Annotated in this window: 15 protein-coding genes; 3 read left to right on the top strand and 12 right to left on the bottom strand. The window is 54.4% G+C overall.

Translation table 11 applies throughout. The features are described 5' to 3' along the window. Window positions 1-5 precede the first annotated feature (5 nt). The 3 genes from AC3DKS_RS02360 to AC3DKS_RS02370 form a co-directional block, all read right to left on the bottom strand. Window positions 6-1,517 (bottom strand): DEAD/DEAH box helicase, encoded by a 1,512-nt coding sequence (locus AC3DKS_RS02360; RefSeq protein WP_272607320.1) that lies wholly within the window; start codon window positions 1,515-1,517, stop codon window positions 6-8. A gap of 117 nt (window positions 1,518-1,634) precedes the next feature. Beyond that, the gene (locus tag AC3DKS_RS02365; protein WP_272607321.1) at window positions 1,635-2,564 is read right to left on the bottom strand and encodes a 2-hydroxyacid dehydrogenase; all 930 of its coding nucleotides are present in this window, start codon (window positions 2,562-2,564) and stop codon (window positions 1,635-1,637) included. A 26-nt stretch (window positions 2,565-2,590) separates the two neighbouring features. After that, on the bottom strand, window positions 2,591-3,103 hold the full coding sequence (locus AC3DKS_RS02370) for a DUF6155 family protein (RefSeq protein WP_272607322.1): 513 nt from the start codon (window positions 3,101-3,103) through the stop codon (window positions 2,591-2,593). Window positions 3,104-3,275: 172 nt separating this feature from the next. On the opposite strand from AC3DKS_RS02370, the gene AC3DKS_RS02375 reads away from it, so the two are divergent. Then, window positions 3,276-4,139: a sigma-70 family RNA polymerase sigma factor gene (locus AC3DKS_RS02375; RefSeq protein WP_015754963.1), complete on the top strand. Its 864-nt coding sequence runs from the start codon at window positions 3,276-3,278 to the stop codon at window positions 4,137-4,139. 476 nt (window positions 4,140-4,615) lie between these two features. Here AC3DKS_RS02375 and AC3DKS_RS02380 read toward each other — a convergent pair whose 3' ends face one another. The 6 genes from AC3DKS_RS02380 to AC3DKS_RS02405 are packed head-to-tail and all read right to left on the bottom strand — an operon-like array spanning window position 4,616 to window position 13,667. Then, window positions 4,616-5,815 carry a YaiO family outer membrane beta-barrel protein gene (locus AC3DKS_RS02380; protein ID WP_272607323.1) on the bottom strand — a complete coding sequence of 400 codons (1,200 nt, stop codon included), beginning with the start codon at window positions 5,813-5,815 and terminating at the stop codon, window positions 4,616-4,618. After that, on the bottom strand, window positions 5,815-8,142 hold the full coding sequence (locus AC3DKS_RS02385; protein WP_015754967.1) for an LTA synthase family protein: 2,328 nt from the start codon (window positions 8,140-8,142) through the stop codon (window positions 5,815-5,817). Before AC3DKS_RS02385 ends, AC3DKS_RS02380 begins: the two co-directional genes overlap by 1 nt. A 4-nt stretch (window positions 8,143-8,146) precedes the next feature. Next, complete coding sequence (locus tag AC3DKS_RS02390) at window positions 8,147-9,574, bottom strand: glycosyltransferase family 2 protein (protein WP_041327215.1); 1,428 nt, start codon at window positions 9,572-9,574, stop codon at window positions 8,147-8,149. Beyond that, window positions 9,567-11,534 (bottom strand): HEAT repeat domain-containing protein, encoded by a 1,968-nt coding sequence (locus AC3DKS_RS02395; RefSeq protein ID WP_148214360.1) that lies wholly within the window; start codon window positions 11,532-11,534, stop codon window positions 9,567-9,569. Before AC3DKS_RS02395 ends, AC3DKS_RS02390 begins: the two co-directional genes overlap by 8 nt. 32 nt (window positions 11,535-11,566) lie before the next feature. Then, a complete protein-coding gene (locus AC3DKS_RS02400) occupies window positions 11,567-11,944 on the bottom strand; it encodes a response regulator transcription factor (RefSeq protein WP_272607324.1) in 378 nt (125 codons plus the stop codon). Then, entirely contained in the window at window positions 11,937-13,667 is a 1,731-nt protein-coding gene (locus tag AC3DKS_RS02405; RefSeq protein ID WP_272607325.1) for an ATP-binding protein, read from the bottom strand. Before AC3DKS_RS02405 ends, AC3DKS_RS02400 begins: the two co-directional genes overlap by 8 nt. A gap of 139 nt (window positions 13,668-13,806) precedes the next feature. On the opposite strand from AC3DKS_RS02405, the gene AC3DKS_RS02410 reads away from it, so the two are divergent. After that, the gene (locus AC3DKS_RS02410; protein WP_272607326.1) at window positions 13,807-15,099 is read left to right on the top strand and encodes a dipeptidase; all 1,293 of its coding nucleotides are present in this window, start codon (window positions 13,807-13,809) and stop codon (window positions 15,097-15,099) included. Here AC3DKS_RS02410 and AC3DKS_RS02415 read toward each other — a convergent pair. Continuing rightward, on the bottom strand, window positions 15,087-15,491 hold the full coding sequence (locus AC3DKS_RS02415; RefSeq protein WP_015754973.1) for an acyl-CoA thioesterase: 405 nt from the start codon (window positions 15,489-15,491) through the stop codon (window positions 15,087-15,089). The genes AC3DKS_RS02410 and AC3DKS_RS02415 overlap by 13 nt on opposite strands. A gap of 221 nt (window positions 15,492-15,712) precedes the next feature. Further along, a complete protein-coding gene (locus AC3DKS_RS02420) occupies window positions 15,713-17,110 on the bottom strand; it encodes an NAD-dependent succinate-semialdehyde dehydrogenase (RefSeq protein ID WP_474731383.1) in 1,398 nt (465 codons plus the stop codon). 279 nt (window positions 17,111-17,389) lie between these two features. On the opposite strand from AC3DKS_RS02420, the gene AC3DKS_RS02425 reads away from it, so the two are divergent. Then, complete coding sequence (locus tag AC3DKS_RS02425; RefSeq protein ID WP_015754975.1) at window positions 17,390-17,797, top strand: hypothetical protein; 408 nt, start codon at window positions 17,390-17,392, stop codon at window positions 17,795-17,797. Here the strand turns inward: AC3DKS_RS02425 and AC3DKS_RS02430 are convergent. Beyond that, the gene (locus AC3DKS_RS02430) at window positions 17,786-18,469 is read right to left on the bottom strand and encodes a DUF2461 domain-containing protein (protein WP_015754976.1); all 684 of its coding nucleotides are present in this window, start codon (window positions 18,467-18,469) and stop codon (window positions 17,786-17,788) included. The two genes, AC3DKS_RS02425 and AC3DKS_RS02430, sit on opposite strands and share 12 nt — an antisense overlap. Window positions 18,470-18,485: the final 16 nt, after the last annotated feature.

An 18,485-nucleotide genomic window follows, 5' to 3' on the forward strand; every position in this document is an offset into this window, starting at 1 on the left:
CTCAACTACATCCGGGCCGCAAACAATTGCGAGATCTTCAGGCGGAGACGGCGCTCGTAGTCCTCCTGAAGCCAGTCCCGATAGTTCTTGGTGTTGTTCATAATGCAGTAGGAATACTGCTTGATGCGATACTCGATTTCATCGCGAAGTTCCCGGGCCAGTATGCGGGCGTCAAATACATCCTCACTGTTCTCCACGCATATCCGGGCATGCTGTTCGATGCTTTTCTCGAGCACCAGCTTCGATTTCTTCCCCTGGGCAAAAATCTTTTTGTACTCCTCCTTTACGTCGAAGTCAATATCCGAGGATCTCCCGAATTTTTCCCGGAGTTCAGCAGGCATTTCATAGACGAATTCCCGTTCGATCTCCTCGTCGTTACGGATGTTTTCCAGGTAGAAATCGGGGAAATGGAAAATTTCCTGCCAGTCTACCGGGGCATCCCAGGGCCCGAACCGTGCGATGTTGTTCCCGAGGTCGATGACGGTGAATTCCTCCTTGTCCTTGAGGATCCGCGAACCGCGTCCGATCATCTGGAAATACAGGGTCAGCGAACGCGTAGCCCGGTTCAGGATGATCGTTTCCACGCTGGGTTCGTCAAATCCCGTGGTCAGGATACTGACCGAGGTGAGGATTGCATCGGGGGTATTGGCAAACCAATCCAGGATTTCCCGCCTTTCAGAGGCCGAGTTCTTATTGTCCAGGTGACGGATCGGGTAACCGGCCCGCTTAAACGTTTCATAGACGTATTTGGAGGTGCTGATCCCGTTGTTGAAGATCAGCGTCTTGGTACCCTTGGCGAGTTCCTCGTAGGCACCGACCAGTTTGCCGAGCATTTGCTGGTTCCCGTATAGCGCATCCGAGGACTTCACCGTATAATCCCCGCTGATGCCTAATTTCAGGGACTTCAGGCTGACGTCATAATTGTACAGGTTCGCCTTGGCCAGAAACTTTTTCTCAATCAGGGAGGCGATGGATTCCCCGACGATCAGCTTCTTGTAGTGGTCCTTCATCGGCAACTTGATGTTGGAGCTGAGCGGGGTGGCGGTTACGCCGAGTATCACCGATTTTTCAAAGTACTTGAAAAGTTTCCGGAAGGAATTGTAATGGGCCTCGTCGATAATCACCAGGCCCACGCCTTCCAGGGTTATCGCCTTTTCCTGCAGGCGGTTGTTCAGGGTTTCGACCATGGCGACATAGCATTCGTAATCGTCGCTCTCGTCGAGTTCCTTTACCTCACTGTTGATGATCTTGTTGTTAACGCCGAAGCCTGAGAGCATGCGCGAAGTCTGGAGGCTGAGCTCGATTCGGTGCGTCAGCACAACTACCTTCTTGCCTGTATGCCGGATGTAGCGGCGCGCAATCTCCGAAAATACCACGGTTTTCCCGCCTCCCGTAGGCAACTGGTAAAGGAGGTTGATATCATCCGGGGATTCCTCGAGGCATTTGAAAATCTTGCCCAGGTCTTCCAGCTGATAGTCGTAAAGGGTTTTTTCGGTAGACTCGGTTTGTGCGCTCAAAAAGGTCGTTTTAGCCAATTTTTTGAACCTTCCCGGTGCGGAAGGCTGAATTTTGCAAAACTAGCCGATTTTTAAGGTTTGAAGAAATTTCTCGCCAGGATTTCTCAACAACCACCGTTAATAACCCCGCTCCCGGGATACCACGTTGGCCAGTGGGCCACCGCCCAAAAGCGCGCGGTAATTGGCAATAACCTGAGCGGCAACCGATTCGGGCTCGGAAACACTCGCTACGTGCGGGGTCATCGAAATCCCCGGGTGGTTCCAGAAGGGATGGCTGTTTGGCAATGGCTCCTGGGAAAACACATCCAGGCAGGCCTGGGCAACCTGCCCCGTACGGAAGGCCTCCAACAGGTCTTCTTCATTGAGCAGCGGGCCCCGGGCCACGTTGATCAGCCGGGCCCCAACGGGCAGCTGGTCAAATACACTTTGGTCCAGGATACCCCGGGTCTTGGGGGTTAGCGGAAGCAGACACACCAAAATATCGGATTCCGAGAGGAAAGCCTGACGGCCTTCCGGCCCTTGAAAAACCGGATACCCGGTGGCGGGTTGCGACCGGGCGGTCCAGCCCCGCACGTCGAAACCGGTGCGCACCAACAAATCTGCCACTGCTTTTCCGAGGGTGCCCAACCCCATGATCCCCACCCGGACATCTTCAATCCGGTTGTAGGGCCGGGGGTTCCAGCGGTTGCTGTACTGGTCGAGGGTGTAGGCCGGCAACTGCCGGAGTCCGGACAGGATCTGTGCCAGCACATATTCCGCCATATCGGAGGCCAGGTAAGGGTCCACGACGCGAAGGACAGGCAGGCCTTCGGGCAAATCGGGATCTTCGAGAATAAAGTCCACCCCGGCGCCCAGGCCGTGGACACCCAGTAAATTCGGGTACTCCCCAAGGCTTCCCGGCGGGTGTTTCCACACGCCGACCATGCGAATGGCTTCCCTGGGGTGCGGTTGGTGGTAATCGTATAGCGGAATCTCCGGCGCCACAGCCTCCAGGGCACGGATCCAGGAGTCTGTCCGGTCGTCATTTCGAAGGATTGCGATTGCCATATGGTTGTTTTTAGCAGTTCGGCCCCTTAGAGGGATAATTGTTCATTTCGATCCAGAAAGTCCTCCGCATTCGGCCAGCCTGCCTTTTCTATTTCCGCGATCAAGGCGGCATGGCGATCACTGAAATCACCAAAAATACCCTGGTGTACCAGGTAGGCGGTCCAATCCAGATAGGATTTATAGATGCTGCGGTAAAAGGCATCCGGGCAATTGCGGGTTTTTTCGAAGGCTGCCGCAATTTCCAGGTTGTAAGCCATCAGGTCTGCCAGCAAGTACGGTTCCATCCCGAGCTTCCCGAAATGCCGGATGTAATTTTTGGCCACCGACCTCCGGGCCTTGGGGCGCCTTCTCCCCTGCGGAAAATATTCCCTTCGAATCTTCTCCTTGGCTTCCATCAGGAGTTTGTCCTCTTTCGGATTAAAAACAAAATCGTAGTAGGTCTTGACCTGCGGAAACCGGTCGTAAAGGTCGAGTAGTTGTTCGGAAAGTGCTTCCCGGTCCAGTCCGGCCACGTATTTTTTCAGGGCTCTTTTGCTCATGGCGGCCTAATTTACGGGTTCTCGTGTAAAACCGGAGCGCCCGGAGCGCCCGAAAATCTTAAAACTTTGCGAAATTCTCATAAAATATGTATAAGTAAGGTACGGGTCTTTTGGAAAAGAGCGAAGAAAAGCTTATAATGAGAAGATGTTAACTTAAACCCTTTATACGTACATGAGGCAATTAAAAATTGTCAAGCAGGTCACTAACCGGGAGTCCAAATCGCTTGACAAGTACCTGCAAGATATAAGTAAAATTGATCTGATAACCGCCAATGAGGAAGTAGAACTCGCACAACGCATCAAACAGGGAGACCAACTCGCACTGGAGAAGCTTACCAAAGCCAACCTCCGGTTTGTGGTGTCCGTAGCCAAACAATACCAGAATCAGGGGCTCAAGCTGCCTGACCTGATCAATGAGGGCAATGTGGGCCTGGTAAAGGCCGCGAAGCGTTTTGATGAAACCCGGGGGTTTAAGTTCATCTCCTACGCCGTTTGGTGGATTCGTCAATCCATTCTGCAGGCACTGGCCGAACAATCCCGTGTTGTAAGGCTGCCTCTTAACAAGATCGGCTCGATCAATAAGATCAAAAAAACATTTTCCTACCTGGAGCAGGCCCACGAGCGCCCACCTTCTGCAGAAGAGATCGCCAAAGAACTCGATATGACGGTGAGCGAGGTCAAGCAATCCATCAAGAATTCCGGAAGGCATGTCAGCATGGATGCCCCGCTTCGCGAAGGCGAAGATTCGAATTTGTACGATGTACTTCGTTCGGGAGAGTCCCCGAAACCGGACAAATCCCTGATGCTCCAGTCTTTGAACACCGAGATTAACCGGGCGCTGGAAACCCTGTCGCCCCGCGAGGCGGATGTGGTGAAACTTTATTACGGAATCGGAGACCAGCAATCGATGACGCTGGCCGAAATCGGACAAACTTTTGACCTGACCCGTGAACGGGTCCGGCAAATACGCGAAAAAGCCATTCGCAAGCTGCGCCACCATTCCAGGAGCAAGTTGCTCAAAGCGTATTTGGGATAGATAGCATAAGCGAAGGGTGTTCGGACACCCGAAACCATAAAAAAAGCGGCCCCAGGGCCGCTTTTTTCAATACACACTAAACATTATGAACAGCTAAGTCTGCTGATGTCAAAATCCAGCAGGATTTCATTCAGGGCCTGGATAAAGTCCATATAGGCCGCATTGTCTTCATTGTAATTTGCCATAGTTTCGGGGATTTGGGATTCCACTAATTATAAGCGTCCGGGCTAGAGGTAGTCCAGCTCGGCCAATTCATTCAAACTTAAAATTTCATTTAACTCTCTCAGGAATGTGAGGTATTCCTCGCCGTAGGTATCGTATAACATGGTAAGCTTGGTTTCGGTTACTAGTTATTTTGAGATCTGGGATACTCATTAACACTGGATTAAACCTAAATGAAATCCGGAGGACGTCCAATATTTTGTGGTGAAAACGACTATTGTTGTTGGCAAGGTTATTTTCCCGGTGGTAAGGCCCTAAAAACCGGCCTGGTAGCGCAACCCGGCCTGAATTGCCAGGAAAAACGAACCGGGTTCCAGGACCAGTTCCTGTCGGGCAAGCCCTAATTGCGCCCGGTAGCGGTTTCTTCGGGAGGCACCGGTAAACTGGTATTCCAACTGCACTTGCTGGGATTCCACAAAAAACAATGATTCGGCCAGGAGCTGATCCCCGGATCGCAATTGCTGTAATTCCGGGTTGAATCCGTAAACGGCCCGCAACCCGAGATAATGGGTGGCGTGATCCAGATATCTGCGGGCCAGGATACTTCCGGAAAATCCCGGATCCCGGTCCCGGAAAACACTTACAAAAGGTCGGAAATTCAGGTAGTAATTCCCCCTGTACAGGCCAAAGGATCCGGTAATCAGCCGAACGGAAGTCTCCCTGAAATCGAGGTGCCGCCCTCCCAGGGATACCTCCATGGCCGAGGGAAGGTTTGCGAATAGCTCCACCCCTGCCCGGTGAACGGGGTAGGTCGGGGCTGCGGAGTAACCGTAATTAAGATAGGCGTAGAAGGTTTTGGACACCCGCGGATACAGATCCAATTCATACTGGACGCCATGCGTATTGAAGCGATTGCTGTAATTGATCCGCGGGATAACCTTTCCTACAGGGGTTTGGCGCTCGTATTCCAAAGTAGCATATACCATCGGATCGAAGGTATTGTCAAAGACCTGCAATTGGTTTTCAAGGCTGATGCTGTTCTGCCAGGATCCCGCCTCTTCCCGGGGTGTTTGGCTCGATTTGGAATCGAGGATTTCCCTGCGGATACGCGTAATTGCACTGTCCGGCCCCAGATACATCAGCGCCTTGTTTGCCAGCCCCAGGGCGAGGCTCCTGTTCCCGGCGTATTGTTCATTGCGGATGGCAGCCAGCCAGGATTCCGTATGCAGGCGCTCCCGGGACGTCACCCGGTTCAGGTGCCGCCGGGCCTGGTCGTAATTCCCCTCCCAACTATACGTCTTTGCCAGCAGGGTCTCCACATCGGTATATTCCGGGTAATCCGTTAAGACGGCCGCCAGGGTATCCCTGGCCGGGCCGGTTTGACCCGAGAAGGCCAGGGTCTGGGCGTATTCCAAAACCACATCCGGGTCATACCCGGACCGCTGGCCCTGAGTACTGAGGCAGATGCCGGTGGCAAACACACATACTTTGAATATTTTCCTCGAAATAATCATCACTGCTGGTTTTGTGAAAGCAACCGCCGGGCCCGGTCCATTTTGTCCTTCAGGGAGTTGCTACCCCCCAGGTTTGCCTTTATAGCTGGCTCCAGGTACTGCGCTTTCTGGTGTTGCCCGGACCAGAAGTACACATCGAGCAGGGCGGAATACCCGTCCGGGTAAACCGGGTATTTCTGGACAACCTGCTGGAGGATGTCCTCGGCCGTCCGGTAATCCCCCTCCCAGGCGTGTATCCTGCCCAAAAGAATTTCACTGTCCACGTGGCCCGGCACCCGGGTCAGGATATACTCGCACAGCAATCGGGCCCGGTCCCGCCGCCCTTCAAAGGCCAGGCCCCTGGCAATGTCGTAGGCTTTATCCAGATCGGAACCGCTGAAGACGCTGTGGATCCAGACCATCTCCTTCTTCCCCGGCTCCCGGATCAGTTTTTCGTAGGGGGCAGCGGACTCCGGTATCAGGGCATTGTTTTCCAACACATAGCGTTCGGCCGCCTTCTGGAACCGGAACCGGGATTCGATCTCCTGCCCGGTTTCACCTGCCGCCTCTCGTGGCTGAAGACTTCCGTCGAGGCCAATCGCCCGGCCATCCATGTAGGCGGTTTTACCGTCGATAACCCCCCTGAGACCGCTGTGGTCCCTATAAAGGGGAATAGGTTTCTCCTTGCGCCCGGATTCCCCGGGAATCAGGGATCCTCCCATCCAGGCGGCCTGGGCAGGCAACTGAAGGCCGTAATAGCGGGAAAGGCTCCCCAGGATGGAGGGTGCCACATCCAGGTGGGAGGCGACTTGTTCAAAAACGCGATTCCCCTTGAGCAGCGGGCTGTACACCAGGAGCGGGACGCGGTACTGGTCCAGGGATTCGCTCGCAGGCAGTCCCAAGGGGCGATGCGTACCGGTAATTATAAAAAGCGTATTTCCAGCTGCAGGAAGTCTGCTGAATTTTTTGAGGAATTTGCCGATTTGTCGGTCCGTATAGGCCATGGCGGCGATTAAATCGCGGTTTTTTCGCACAATCCGGCGCTGCCGGGCATCCAGGCCGGAGCGATCGAGGATTTGGGATACCCGATCCTGGTAGGCATCCGCATCGGGGATCAGATAGGGCCTGGAAGTGCTGAGTGTCTGTAGGATATCAAGACGTGGGACGCTACCCGCAGAGTATGATTCCAGGTACCGGTCAAACAAATCACCATCCGGATAACCAAGGGAAATACCCGCAGCATCGGGATCCTGAAGGGCGTATTGGCTTCCGAAAGCCTTGCGGTCCGTGAGCTCGTCAAGGCGTTCCTCGTACAGGAAACGGTCCCAACCGTTCAGGGAGGCATTTCCGCCATATTGAAAACTGGTCCTGTATCCATTTTTTCTGAGCAGGGAAAACATGGTCATCCGGTTGGGACTGTGCGGGGCATCTGTAAACCCTCCGGGGCCCTGGGGCAACGAACCGGATACCAACATCGGGGCCTGGCTGCTTTCCCGCGCATTGCTCAGGTAGTTTTCCCAGAAAAGGGATTGGGTTCTCAGGGAATCCAGAAATGGGGTAAATGCCCGCAACGGCGCATCTTCCCCTATAAAATCCCGACTGAGTCCCTCGACGAGGAGTATTACTACATGCGGCTCCTCCTCCTGCCAGTTTACATACGGGCCCAGGGGGTCGGGCGGCGACCAGGTCCGGTAAAACGGGTTCGGGTCGGATCCCTCGTACACCTCCCCTGCCGTCAAAGCCCGGATAAACTCGCTTCCCACAAATTCTACCTTGTTCCTGTTTACGGGCTTCCGATCCGACCAGAGCGTTGCCAGAAATAAGGTAAACAATAGGATTGTAAACGGATACATCCCGCTGATTGCCCGGTAAAAACGCTTGCTTGACCGATAGGCCAACCGGTACGCGGTACCAAGCACTACCAGCGATATCGCGCAGGTCAGGACCATTTGCGTCGGCGAGAAAACACCCCGCAACTGGGACGCGAACTCCCTGCCGGCCAGGTCAAACACCCGGATAAAATACTCGGTCAGGAGTACCTCTGCCAGCAACAGGGCAAGAAAGAACCCTGCCGCAGACCGGAAACCCCACCCGGGGCGTTTCTTCTCTATCGCCTTGAAAACAAAGGCATAGAAGAAGGCAACCAGTGCCGTAAAGCCCAGATGATGGACCAGAAGCAACAATAAATTGCTATTGAGAAAACTGTCGAGTACCCCGAATTCATAAAGCCGGACCTGCTGATAACCTGCCAGCAGGATCAGACTGGCATAAAACCCGATTACCAACCGGACGTAATCGCGGAGGTATCGTTTTCCCGGACGGGCGCTAAAGAGGGATGGCCATTTCACGCGATCATGCTTTTGCAAATCCTTTCCGGACCTGGGAGCCCCAGCCGGAATTGATCTTGAATAGTTTCTTAAAATTTCCGCGAATGGAGGACCATACCACCACCGGGTGGAATACCACCGGTTCCACCAGGGCACAGAACAGGAGCGTGAGAATATCGCGCGTCCGGGTGTATTGGTTGTAAGACCATACGTCCCAGAGGACCGCATAGAATGAAAACATGGCCGCAAAGGCGTAAACCGTTGCCGTAATCGCCACAAAAAATTCCCAGTTCAAGATTCCCAGGTAGGCGAAGGCCAAAATGGAAAAGAAACCGGTGAACTCCAGGATGGGTGCCAGCCATTCGTAAAACAACCAGTACGGATAGCTCAGCATGCCCAGCCTGCCGTATTTCGGGTTAAAGAACATATCCCGGTGCCGATAGAGCGTCTCCAGGTTCCCGCGGGACCACCGGTCGCGCTGGTTAATGAAGATCCCCAGGTCTTCCGGCACCTCGGTCCAGCAGAGCGGATCGGGTATATAGGCAACTGTATATGGGGTGTCGTTGTCGTGCATCAGGCGTCGCATCCGGAACACGATCTCCATGTCCTCCCCTACCGTGCCCGTGTCGTAGCCCCCCGCTTCCAGTGCAATCTGCCGGTCAAAAAACCCGAATGCCCCGGAAATAATTAACAGGCTGTCTATCCGGCCCCAGGCCATCCTGCCGAGCAGGAATGAACGGGTGTATTCCAGGAGTTGGAAGCGGGCCAGCCAATTCTTCGGCAGGCGGATCTCCTCGAGGGTACCCCCGTCGATCTTACAGGAATTGGCTACCCGTATAACCCCGCCAACGGCGATAACTCGTTTGCTGGTGTGTTCGTAAAACGCCTTCACCACGTGCAGGAGCGCGTCCGGGAGCAGCAGGCAGTCCACATCGATACAACCGATGTATTTGCTTTCCGAAAGTCGCATCCCGGTATTGAGCGCATCGGATTTGCCCCCGTTTTCCTTATCGATGACGGTCAATTTCTCAAAGGACCGTTGCCGGGATTTATACACCCCCCGGATGGGTTTACAGGGCCACTCCGGGTCAATGTCCATCGGGACCCGTTCCAGGTCATAGGCAGCCACCATTTTCTCAAGGGTATCATCCTTGCTGCCGTCGTTTACTACCATAACCTCGTAGTTTACATAGCGTAGGGACAGCAAGGAGCGGATGTTTTCCACAATGGTCAACCCTTCGTTGTATGCTGGGGCAATAATCGTGATACTCGGCGCCAGCGGGGAGGCCATGGTCCGGGAGATATCGCCAATACTGTTCTTATGCCTGTAGTGGATGGAATTCCTGGTGGACAAGTACCCCATGATGGTAAAAAGGGTAAACAGGACCACCGTGAACAACAGGAAGACGATGTTGATATAGTCCAGCAATATGTCGAATACTTCGCTATTCATCCGTAGGGTTTATCCCGGGTCTATCCGCGGTTGGTTTGGTTGCCACCCGGTTATCCGGGCCAGGTTTTTGCGGCCTGATGGCCTCAAAGTCCGGCGTAAAGTCGATAAATTGACCGCCATATCGCGTGGGTTTGGCGCCGGTCTCCCCCGGTTCCTCCGCCTCTGTTGCGGCAGGGGGCTGATGGTCGCAATCGGCCTTCCGGCCAGTCCGTGGAGAAGCATCCCCTAATTTTTCAGTCAACTGCCGGATGGCTTCCCGGACGGCTTTCCGGACTTCGGGTTCCGGGTCATCGGCCAGGGAGTTTAAATACGCCAGCTCCTTTTCTTCTCCCACTTCGGGAATGGCGGCAAGCAGGATCAGCTTGGATTCCGCATCGCAATGGTTGTAGAATTCCCGGACGATAGAAAATGTATCCCCAGGGTCTCCCTCCCGCGGGGCCGCCTGGAAATACTCCAGGTTGTCCGGGGCAGCATCCGGCTCTCCGTCCAGTTCAAACGCGGGCTGTCGGAAGTCATCCCGATTGCCTGGAGCCGGTTCTTCCGGGGCCTCCTCGAGGATTTCGGCCGTTACGGGCAGGTTTCGGAAGGGTTGAATGTCCCGGGGTGCCGGCGGGGCTGATTCGGTTACCATGGGCAAAAATTCAGGTACGGGATTTTCCGCCGGGGACTCCGAGATGTATTCGTTGAGGATGGCATCCAATTCCTGCAACAGGCAGATATCGAACAGCGCCAGATCCTCATCCGTGATTTCCTCTTCGTGTGTCTCCTCGACGTCAATAGTGATTTCCTCCGCCCCGGCAACTTCCAATTCGTAAAAATTTCCGTCCTCATCACCAACCACCTGTTCATCGCGCACTTCCAGTTCGTCAGCCCGGGAGGTCGTTTCCGGCTGCGGGGTGGGCGCAACCATTTCTTCCACAGGCGCTTCCAGATTGGCCTGGGGAAGTACCGAATCGGGCACCAGTCGGTTCAGGACACTGCGGGCTTTGGAACGCACGATGAAATTGGTATCCGATTGGGCCTGCTGCTGCAGGAAGTCGCAATCCCCGGGGTTGCCAATGGTTTCCAGGGTGTTTAATATGGACAACTTCACGGCCTCCCCGGACTTTTTGAACAAGGCCTTCAGGGGGGCGCGGGCCGACTCGAAATGAAACTCCCGGATGCATTCAATAGCCGCGACCTTTACGCTCTGGTCGCGGTGCCGAAGCAATTGCAGGATGGCGGCTTCCGCCTCGTTCTGACGAAAATGCCGGATCAATCGCAGGGAAAACAACACCACGTGCTTGTTTTCGGATACGAGCCAGTCGCCAAATCGCGGCGGTTGGTAGTCCTCCCGATGCTGAAGGATCTCCAGCAACTTGAGTTGCTGCCATTCCGAAATGCCGTACCGGGTGGTATCCAGGAAATAGGCCATTCCCTCTTTCCGGAGCGTGACGGTGGCCAACTCGGCCTGTTTGCGGATTACCCCCCTCCGGTCGTTGATAAACTTCCTGATAAAGCCGTACGCCTGGGTCACCCGCATTTCCGTGAGTTGGCGTATCCCCCGGGAAACGCGCTCCCATCGCCAGCTATTGAGCATTTGGTAGGCATCCTGGTCCAGGCCCAGGTCCTGGTAGAGCCGGAACAGCCGGTCGCGGGCATCTCCGGAGACATCCAACCGCAAGTCCATCAGGACTTCCGTGAGCACCCGGCGGTTTTTCGGGGTTTTGAGCATCTCCCGTATTTCCAGTTTCATCCGGATATACGTTTCCCGAAGCTCCGTGTCGTTTTCCTGTTCAAAAAACAGGAAGTTGCTGATCATTGGGGCCAGTTCGCGTTTTTTCTCCAGATTGGATCGTTCCCGGCGGGTATTCCGGTTGCGCAGCCAGAAAATCAGCAAAAAATACAGAAACCCCAGCCCGCCGAAAAGCAAACCGAGGTCCCAGAGTAAATCCGTATGGATTTCAGGGGCTTCCAGCAATCGCAGGGGGTAATATGTAATAGACAGGTTTATCAATACGCCCGTTGTCTCAGTAATTTTCCTACCCGCACAAGGAGTTCGGACGGGCTGACCGGCTTGGACACAAAGTCATCCGCCCCCATTTCAAAGGCATTCAGGACGTTTGATTCATTCCCGGCCGTGGACATAATGATTACGGGGGTCGAATCCTCGAGCTCATTGCGCAGGAATTCCACCAGCTCAATCCCCGAAAAATAAGGCATCATGATATCGCTGATAATGATATCCGCCTTTTGGCTTTCCAGATACTCCTTAACCTGCCGTCCGTCGCGGGCATGCGATACAGCGTACCCCCCCTTTTCCAGTCGGAATTTGAGCAGGGAAGCCAGCATTTCGTCGTCTTCTGCAAGTAATATTTTCTTTTCAACCATGACCCTGATCTTTTTTCAATTTTTCCACCTCCCGCTCCAACTGGGCTTCTAACCGGGGAAAATCCTCAGCGAGCTCGTCGAATCGTTGTCCGATTTCCCCCAGGCCCGTCTCTTGCTTGCTTAGCTGATGTATGGCCTCCACATGTTCCAGCCAGTATCCGGCACGGACCATCCGCAGGCCTGACTTTACCTTGTGTGCCGCAGCGGTGATTTGCGCATAGTCGGCAGTAGGGAGGTGCAACCGGATTTTCCCGATGAATTCCAGCAGGTTATTTTTGAGCAAGCCAATCAATTGCTCCAGGACGTCCATATCCCCTGAGCATTCCGCCCATAGTGCCTGTACATCAATCTTCCCCAGTTTTTCGGGGCGCGAATGGGCTTCGTTTGGGACAGCCCTTCCATTTTGGAGGTAAAACTCAAGCCTCCCGAAAAGCTCGGCAGGGACATAGGGTTTTAAAAGGACATCGTCGATACCGCTTGCCTTCCGCCGTTCTTCGTCCCGGGCGGTGAAATCGGCGGTTACCGCGATGATTGGGATATTCTGCAAACCCGGCTCGGAGTGATTGCGGATTTGCCGGCTCAATTCAAAACCGTTTGCCTGCGGCAGGTGCAGGTCCATCAGGATCAGGTCTACCGGGTTCTTCTGAAGTAAGGCCATGCCGTAGGCAGCCTGTTCTGCCCGGTAAACGTGGCACCCCCAGCTTTTCAGCCGGGTCTCAAGCAGTTTCATATTCAGGGGGTTGTCTTCAAACACCAAAATGCGCTTCCCTTCCAAACGCTTTTCATCCGGCGATTCAGGCTCCTGCAGGGTGCCCGGTTCCGGGGAGGTGGTTCCCAGGGTGTACGGCAGGCGGAAACTAAAGCGCGATCCGCTTCCTGGCTCGCTTTCCGCCCATATGGCGCCCCCCTGCCGCTCGATGATTTTTTTTACGATACTGAGCCCCAGTCCTGTGCCGATTCCCTGGGTCTCCCCGGTTTGCCCCCCCTGGTGAAAAGGGTTAAATATCAGGCCGAGGTCTGAGGGCTGAATCCCGGGACCGGTGTCTTCGACTTCCCCGTGGAGCGTACAGGTCCGTTTGCGCCATTCGCAGCGCATCCGCAGGGTGATGTGCCCGGAGGCCGTAAATTTGATGGCATTTCCGAGAAGATTCATCAGTATCTGCGACAATTTGGAAGGATCCCCCAGCAACAGGTCGGGCAGGTCCCGGGCAATTTCCGTTCGAAAGGCCACATTGTCGCGCACTATCAGGGTTTTGCAGAGGTACCCCACCTCCCCGAGCACCTGCTTCGGGTTAAACGGAATGCTGGCCGCTTTCCAGGTACCCGATTCGATAGTTGAGAATTCCCTGAGTTCATTGACGATTTCCAGCAATCCGTGGGCTGCCGACCGGATAGCGCCGACGTATTCCGCTTCCCGTTCCCCCAGCGGGCTTTCGGAAAGCAGGTCGGTAAATCCGATGATCCCGCTAAGGGGCGTACGGATTTCATGGCTGACGGTTGCAATCAGCATTTGGGAGTCCCTGGAGGCCTCGGGCAATTCGGCTGACGCCTCCTCCCCGGCCCCCGGATCCCAGATTTTGTCTTCCAATTGCCTGCAAAATGCTTCAAAACGACTTTTGAGGGTTTTGGCTTCCCCGATGCTCATCTGGTCAAAAGAAAAACCATCAATGGCAGATCGCAATTCGGCTATTTGCTGCAGGAGGCCTTGAGAACTTGTGGGCATGGGATTGGTTTATCCGGTTGGTATTATCGGTGAACTACGTAAAAATCCGCAAATGCCTTAGGGCCTACAATTAAATGTTCCCTATATTGCCCAGCGTGTTGTCAAACCCCTTTATTTGTTGGTAAAACCCTATTTTAATATGAAGATTTTACGTTTTATCCCCTTCTTCCTGTTGATCCTTGCCTGCGGCGAATCCGAAAAGCCGGCCGAACCCTCCCTGGAGGAAAAAGCCCGTGCCATACACGATGCGGTCATCACCATCGATACCCACGACGATATCAATGTCCGTAATTTCACCGACAGCATCAATTACACGCAACGCCTCGAAAGCCAGATAAACCTGCCGAAAATGGAAGAGGGCGGCCTGGATGTGGCCTGGTTCATTGTCTATACCGGACAGGATACCCTGACAACGGAGGGGTATGCCGCAGCGGCTGAAAATGCGATGTCAAAATTTGAGGCCATCCACCGGCTCTGCGAAGAGATCGCCCCGGACCAAATCGGGTTGGCCACAACGGCCGGGGAGGTTCGTGAAATTCACGAATCGGGTCGGAAGGTTGCCATGATCGGGGTTGAGAACGCCTACCCCATGGGTACGGATCTGGGCAATTTTGAACGCTACTACGAGATGGGGGCCCGGTATGTTTCCCTCTCCCACAACGGCCACAGCCAATTCTCGGATTCAAATACCGGGGAAGCCGACGGAGTTTGGCTCCACAATGGTTTAAGCGACCTGGGCAAAGAGGCTGTAAAAGAGATGAATAGACTTGGGATTATGATTGATATTTCCCATCCCTCCAAAGCGGCCTCTCTGCAGATGCTTGAATTGTCAAAGGCCCCGCTGATCGCCTCGCATTCTTCGGCCAGGGCGCTTTGCGACCACAGCCGGAACCTGGATGACGAGCAACTCAGAAAATTGCAGGAAAATGGCGGGGTGGTGCAGACCGTGGCTTTTGCTAGCTACCTGGATGCCGATAAGAGCGCGGCGCGAACAGAATACCTCAGGGGCCTGCAACGGCAGGTGGCGGATTCCCTGGGCCTCGAATGGTACGACCGCTCCCAGTTCCGCAACCTGACAGAGGAGCAGCGCAATGCCTTTTTTGGCTATTATTCCCGTGTGCGCAACCTGGCCGACAGCATTGCCGCCACCCAACCGGATGCTCCGCCAGCCGTGAATGTATCCGATTTCGTAGACCATATTGATTATATGGTAGACCTGATCGGGATTGACCATGTGGGGATCAGTTCGGATTTTGACGGGGGCGGCGGGATCGAAGGCTGGTCGGATGCCTCCGAAACCTTCAATGTTACCCTCGAACTCGTAAAGCGGGGGTATACCGAGGAAGAAATTCGCAAACTCTGGGGGGGCAATTTGCTACGGGTCATGGAAGAAGTCCGGGCCGTAGCGGAAAACTGGGATCAGGAAGACTGATGCTCCCGGGCCAGGCGATCCTTGACGTATTCCACCTTGGTTTTGCCGTGAGGGAGGGGCTTCCCGTTTTCGTCCAGATTGACGACTATTAACTGGTCGACCGTCACAATCGTCTCGTGGTTCATCTTGTTCCTGGCCTCGCAACGCAGGGTCAGGGAGGATTGCCCGAATTTGACCACCTCGATGCCTATTTCGACGATGTCACCGGATTCGGCCGTACACATGAAGTTGATCTCGGACATGAATTTGGTGACGACTTTCTTGTTTTCCAGCTGGATAATGCTGTAAAGGATGGCCTCTTCGTCGATCCAGGAAAGCAAGCGCCCCCCGAACAACGTGCCGTTGGCATTTAAATCACCGGGTTTCACCCATTTTCTCGTATGGAATCGCATTGCTGAACTGTATTTACTACAAAGATATTTGAAGCCTGTACGGAGCCGTGTTGCGTTTTTGTTAATTCTGGGCAGAATTCAGGAATCACAAAATTTGTTAATCTCAAAATAAATTTTTCATAATTCCGATGGCTGAACGCTAAGGAGTTGGTACTTTGGAGGACACCAAAACTGAACGAGCTGTGTATACACTGGTCAAAATTGCCATTTCCCTGGCCCTTTCAATCCTTTCCTGGGTGATCTGACCCCGTTGATGCGACGATATAAACGGTCTTCGCATTCACGAATTCCCGAATGCCCAGGGCCGAGAGTTCCCTTCCGTAACCGGATGCTTTGACACCCCCAAAAGGCAACCTGGGATCGCTTTTGACCAATTCATTGATAAATACCGCACCTTCTTCAATTTCGGGCACAAGGCGTTCCGCCCGCGCCGTATCCCGCGTAAAGAGCGAAACCCCCAAGCCGTATTGTGAATTCCCCAATAGGTCCAGGGCTTCGTCTTCGTCATCAAATTCCGTAACTGCGAGCAAAGGCCCGAATGTCTCCTGGTCAAAGGCCGGCATCCCCGGCTGTACGCCGGTCAGGATGGTGGGCTCAAAAAAGGCTCCGTCCCGCTTGCCGCCACAGGCCGTATGGGCCCCCTTGTTCACACTTTCCTGATATTGCGCCTCCAGATCCCGGGCCAGATCTTCCCGGGCCAGCACGCCGATGTACGTGTCGGGATCCTCCGGATCCCCGGACTTCAGGGCTTTTACCCGGTCCACAAGGGCTGCAACAAAGCTGTCCGCGATCTTCCGATGGACGAGCAGCCGTTTCCCGGCGATGCAGCTCTGGCCCGTGTTTTGGAAACGCGCCTGGATACAGGTTTCAAGGGCGGCATCCAGGTCTGCGTCGTCAAAAACCACCAGGGCATTATTCCCTCCCAGTTCCAGGAGGGACTTCTTGATCCGGGAGCCGGCCGCCCGGGCCACTGCACTGCCTGCTCCCCCACTCCCCGTAAGGCTGACCGCCTTGACGGCGGGATGGTCCAGGAGGGCTTCCACCTGGTCACTTCCGATTTTCAGATGGCGGAAGACCCCTTCGGGATACCCGGCCTCCCGGAATACGGATTCTATGGCTTCCCCGCATAACCAGACGTTGGACGCGTGCTTCAACAGTGCGGTATTGCCCGCAGTGAGGGTCGGGGCGGCAAACCGGAAAACCTGCCAGAAAGGGTAATTCCAGGGCATTACCGCCAAGACAGTCCCCAGAGGGTCGTAGCGTACATAACTGCGGTCCGCATCGGTTTCGATAAGCGTGCGCGCCAACTGGGACGGGGCTTCCCCGGCGTAGTACCTGCACACCCAGGCGCATTTTTCTATCTCCGCAAGGGATTGCGTTATGGGTTTGCCCATTTCGGCCGTGATGGTTTGCGCCAGTTCCGATTTCCTGCTGAGCAGGACTTCAGAGGCGCGTTCCAGCAGGCCGCACCGTTCTGCTACCGGCACCTTGCGCCATGCCAGAAATGCTTTGTGGGCGCGTGCCGCCGATACGGCTACCTCTTCCACCGATAGTGGCCGGAAGCTCTGAATGACCTCCCCGGAATAGGGATTGACGGAATGGACTGTTTCATTGCTCATTGGGTGATCTTTAATTGGGTTTACTCCATTAGGACCCCAGACAGGCACCTTGGAAATAGCCGGTATCAAGGGCACCATTCCTCCCTGTCGGCCCATTGAAATGTACGGATGTAAAATACGGAATCCAACCGCAGTTGCCGGTCTTTTTTGGCAGAGCTGCGCGTCCGATCCTCCGCAGGCCCCGGAATCCCTGCGAGTGTTCATAAAGCAGTTAACAACTCGGGGAGGCCATCCGGCAGGGGCCCGGGAGAATGCCTAATTTTAAAAAAACTTCTCGTCATGAGCACCCGATCGTCCGAATTAATCGGGATCCGGCCGCACATTCCCCAGGCCGTCCTGCATCCCGAGATGACCCAAGACGAAGAATTCCAGAATGCCACATTGCGACCCGTTATCAAATTGCAGAACGACCTCCTGTTGGCCGCTTTCCGCAATTACGCGGTAAAGCACAAAGGGTATTTCTTTGAGCTGGGGCTGGAAAAAAAGCTTCACTACATAGAAAATGCCATCCAAAAGGATATCAAATTCCGAAATTCCCTGAAAGGCATGGTCATTGGGCAATTTACCCTGGAGGAATACGAGCGGTATATCACCAGTTCATCCAGCCTGAACAAGCGGATGATGCAAATGGTTGTCGAGCGGCTCAAGGACCAGGTCCAGTTGTTGGAAACCCCCTCACTGGTTTAGCAGCGATTCCCCGTTCAGATTTGTAGTCAGTATTTGGCTCATCAGGTCGAACCAGGGCCTTACAGCCAGGTAACTCGTATCCAGCTCTTTGATAAACCCCGGGGATACAACCTGCGCATCGGTGAATTCCCGGACAAAAATAAATTGCTTGTGCCGGATCAGGTCGATGGCCTCGTGGTCCCGGCTGAAACCTTTCGGGGCCGTCTTGACGGCATCCCCCTGCAACTCGCCCCAGATGCGCCTGAACCCGGGGTCGTTAATGCTTGCCCGAAATTCGGTTGCGTCCAGTTCCAGTTCCTTCCGTATCCGGAGCAAATCCGGGGGTCGCGGGTCCCAGAACCCCACGGCTGCGAAGGTTTCGCCCGGGCGGATCCTCAGGTAGTACCCGCCGCGCAGGTGGGCACCCGCCCGGGAAAACGAGCCTGCAAAATGCGGTTTGTAGGGAGTTTTGTCGGATGAAAAACGCACGTCCCTGTAAATTCGGAACATCTTTACCCGTTCAATTTCATCGTGCTTTCTGAGGTTATTCGCCACCTCGTCGAAAAATTGCCCTACCTGGCCCTGGATTTTCCGGAACCGGGGCTTATGGGCTTCAAACCATTCCCTGTTGTTATTCGCTTTTAATTCCCCGAGGAATTCCAGTACCCCGGGTGTAATACCTGGTTGATCCATACCACAAAAGTCTTGA

The sequence above is a fragment of the Robiginitalea sp. genome (genome assembly GCF_982776155.1).

What these genes read in the sequence shown, in the direction of transcription:
- AC3DKS_RS02365 (WP_272607321.1), bottom strand. Translation starts at nt 2,564, where the DNA reads ATGGCAATCGCAATCCTTCGAAATGACGACCGGACAGACTCCTGGATC.
- AC3DKS_RS02430 (WP_015754976.1), bottom strand. Translation starts at nt 18,469, where the DNA reads ATGGATCAACCAGGTATTACACCCGGGGTACTGGAATTCCTCGGGGAA.
- AC3DKS_RS02420 (WP_474731383.1), bottom strand. Translation starts at nt 17,110, where the DNA reads ATGAGCAATGAAACAGTCCATTCCGTCAATCCCTATTCCGGGGAGGTC.
- AC3DKS_RS02410 (WP_272607326.1), top strand. Translation starts at nt 13,807, where the DNA reads ATGAAGATTTTACGTTTTATCCCCTTCTTCCTGTTGATCCTTGCCTGC.
- AC3DKS_RS02415 (WP_015754973.1), bottom strand. Translation starts at nt 15,491, where the DNA reads ATGCGATTCCATACGAGAAAATGGGTGAAACCCGGTGATTTAAATGCC.
- AC3DKS_RS02400 (WP_272607324.1), bottom strand. Translation starts at nt 11,944, where the DNA reads ATGGTTGAAAAGAAAATATTACTTGCAGAAGACGACGAAATGCTGGCT.
- AC3DKS_RS02390 (WP_041327215.1), bottom strand. Translation starts at nt 9,574, where the DNA reads ATGAATAGCGAAGTATTCGACATATTGCTGGACTATATCAACATCGTC.
- AC3DKS_RS02375 (WP_015754963.1), top strand. Translation starts at nt 3,276, where the DNA reads ATGAGGCAATTAAAAATTGTCAAGCAGGTCACTAACCGGGAGTCCAAA.
- AC3DKS_RS02370 (WP_272607322.1), bottom strand. Translation starts at nt 3,103, where the DNA reads ATGAGCAAAAGAGCCCTGAAAAAATACGTGGCCGGACTGGACCGGGAA.
- AC3DKS_RS02425 (WP_015754975.1), top strand. Translation starts at nt 17,390, where the DNA reads ATGAGCACCCGATCGTCCGAATTAATCGGGATCCGGCCGCACATTCCC.
- AC3DKS_RS02405 (WP_272607325.1), bottom strand. Translation starts at nt 13,667, where the DNA reads ATGCCCACAAGTTCTCAAGGCCTCCTGCAGCAAATAGCCGAATTGCGA.
- AC3DKS_RS02380 (WP_272607323.1), bottom strand. Translation starts at nt 5,815, where the DNA reads ATGATTATTTCGAGGAAAATATTCAAAGTATGTGTGTTTGCCACCGGC.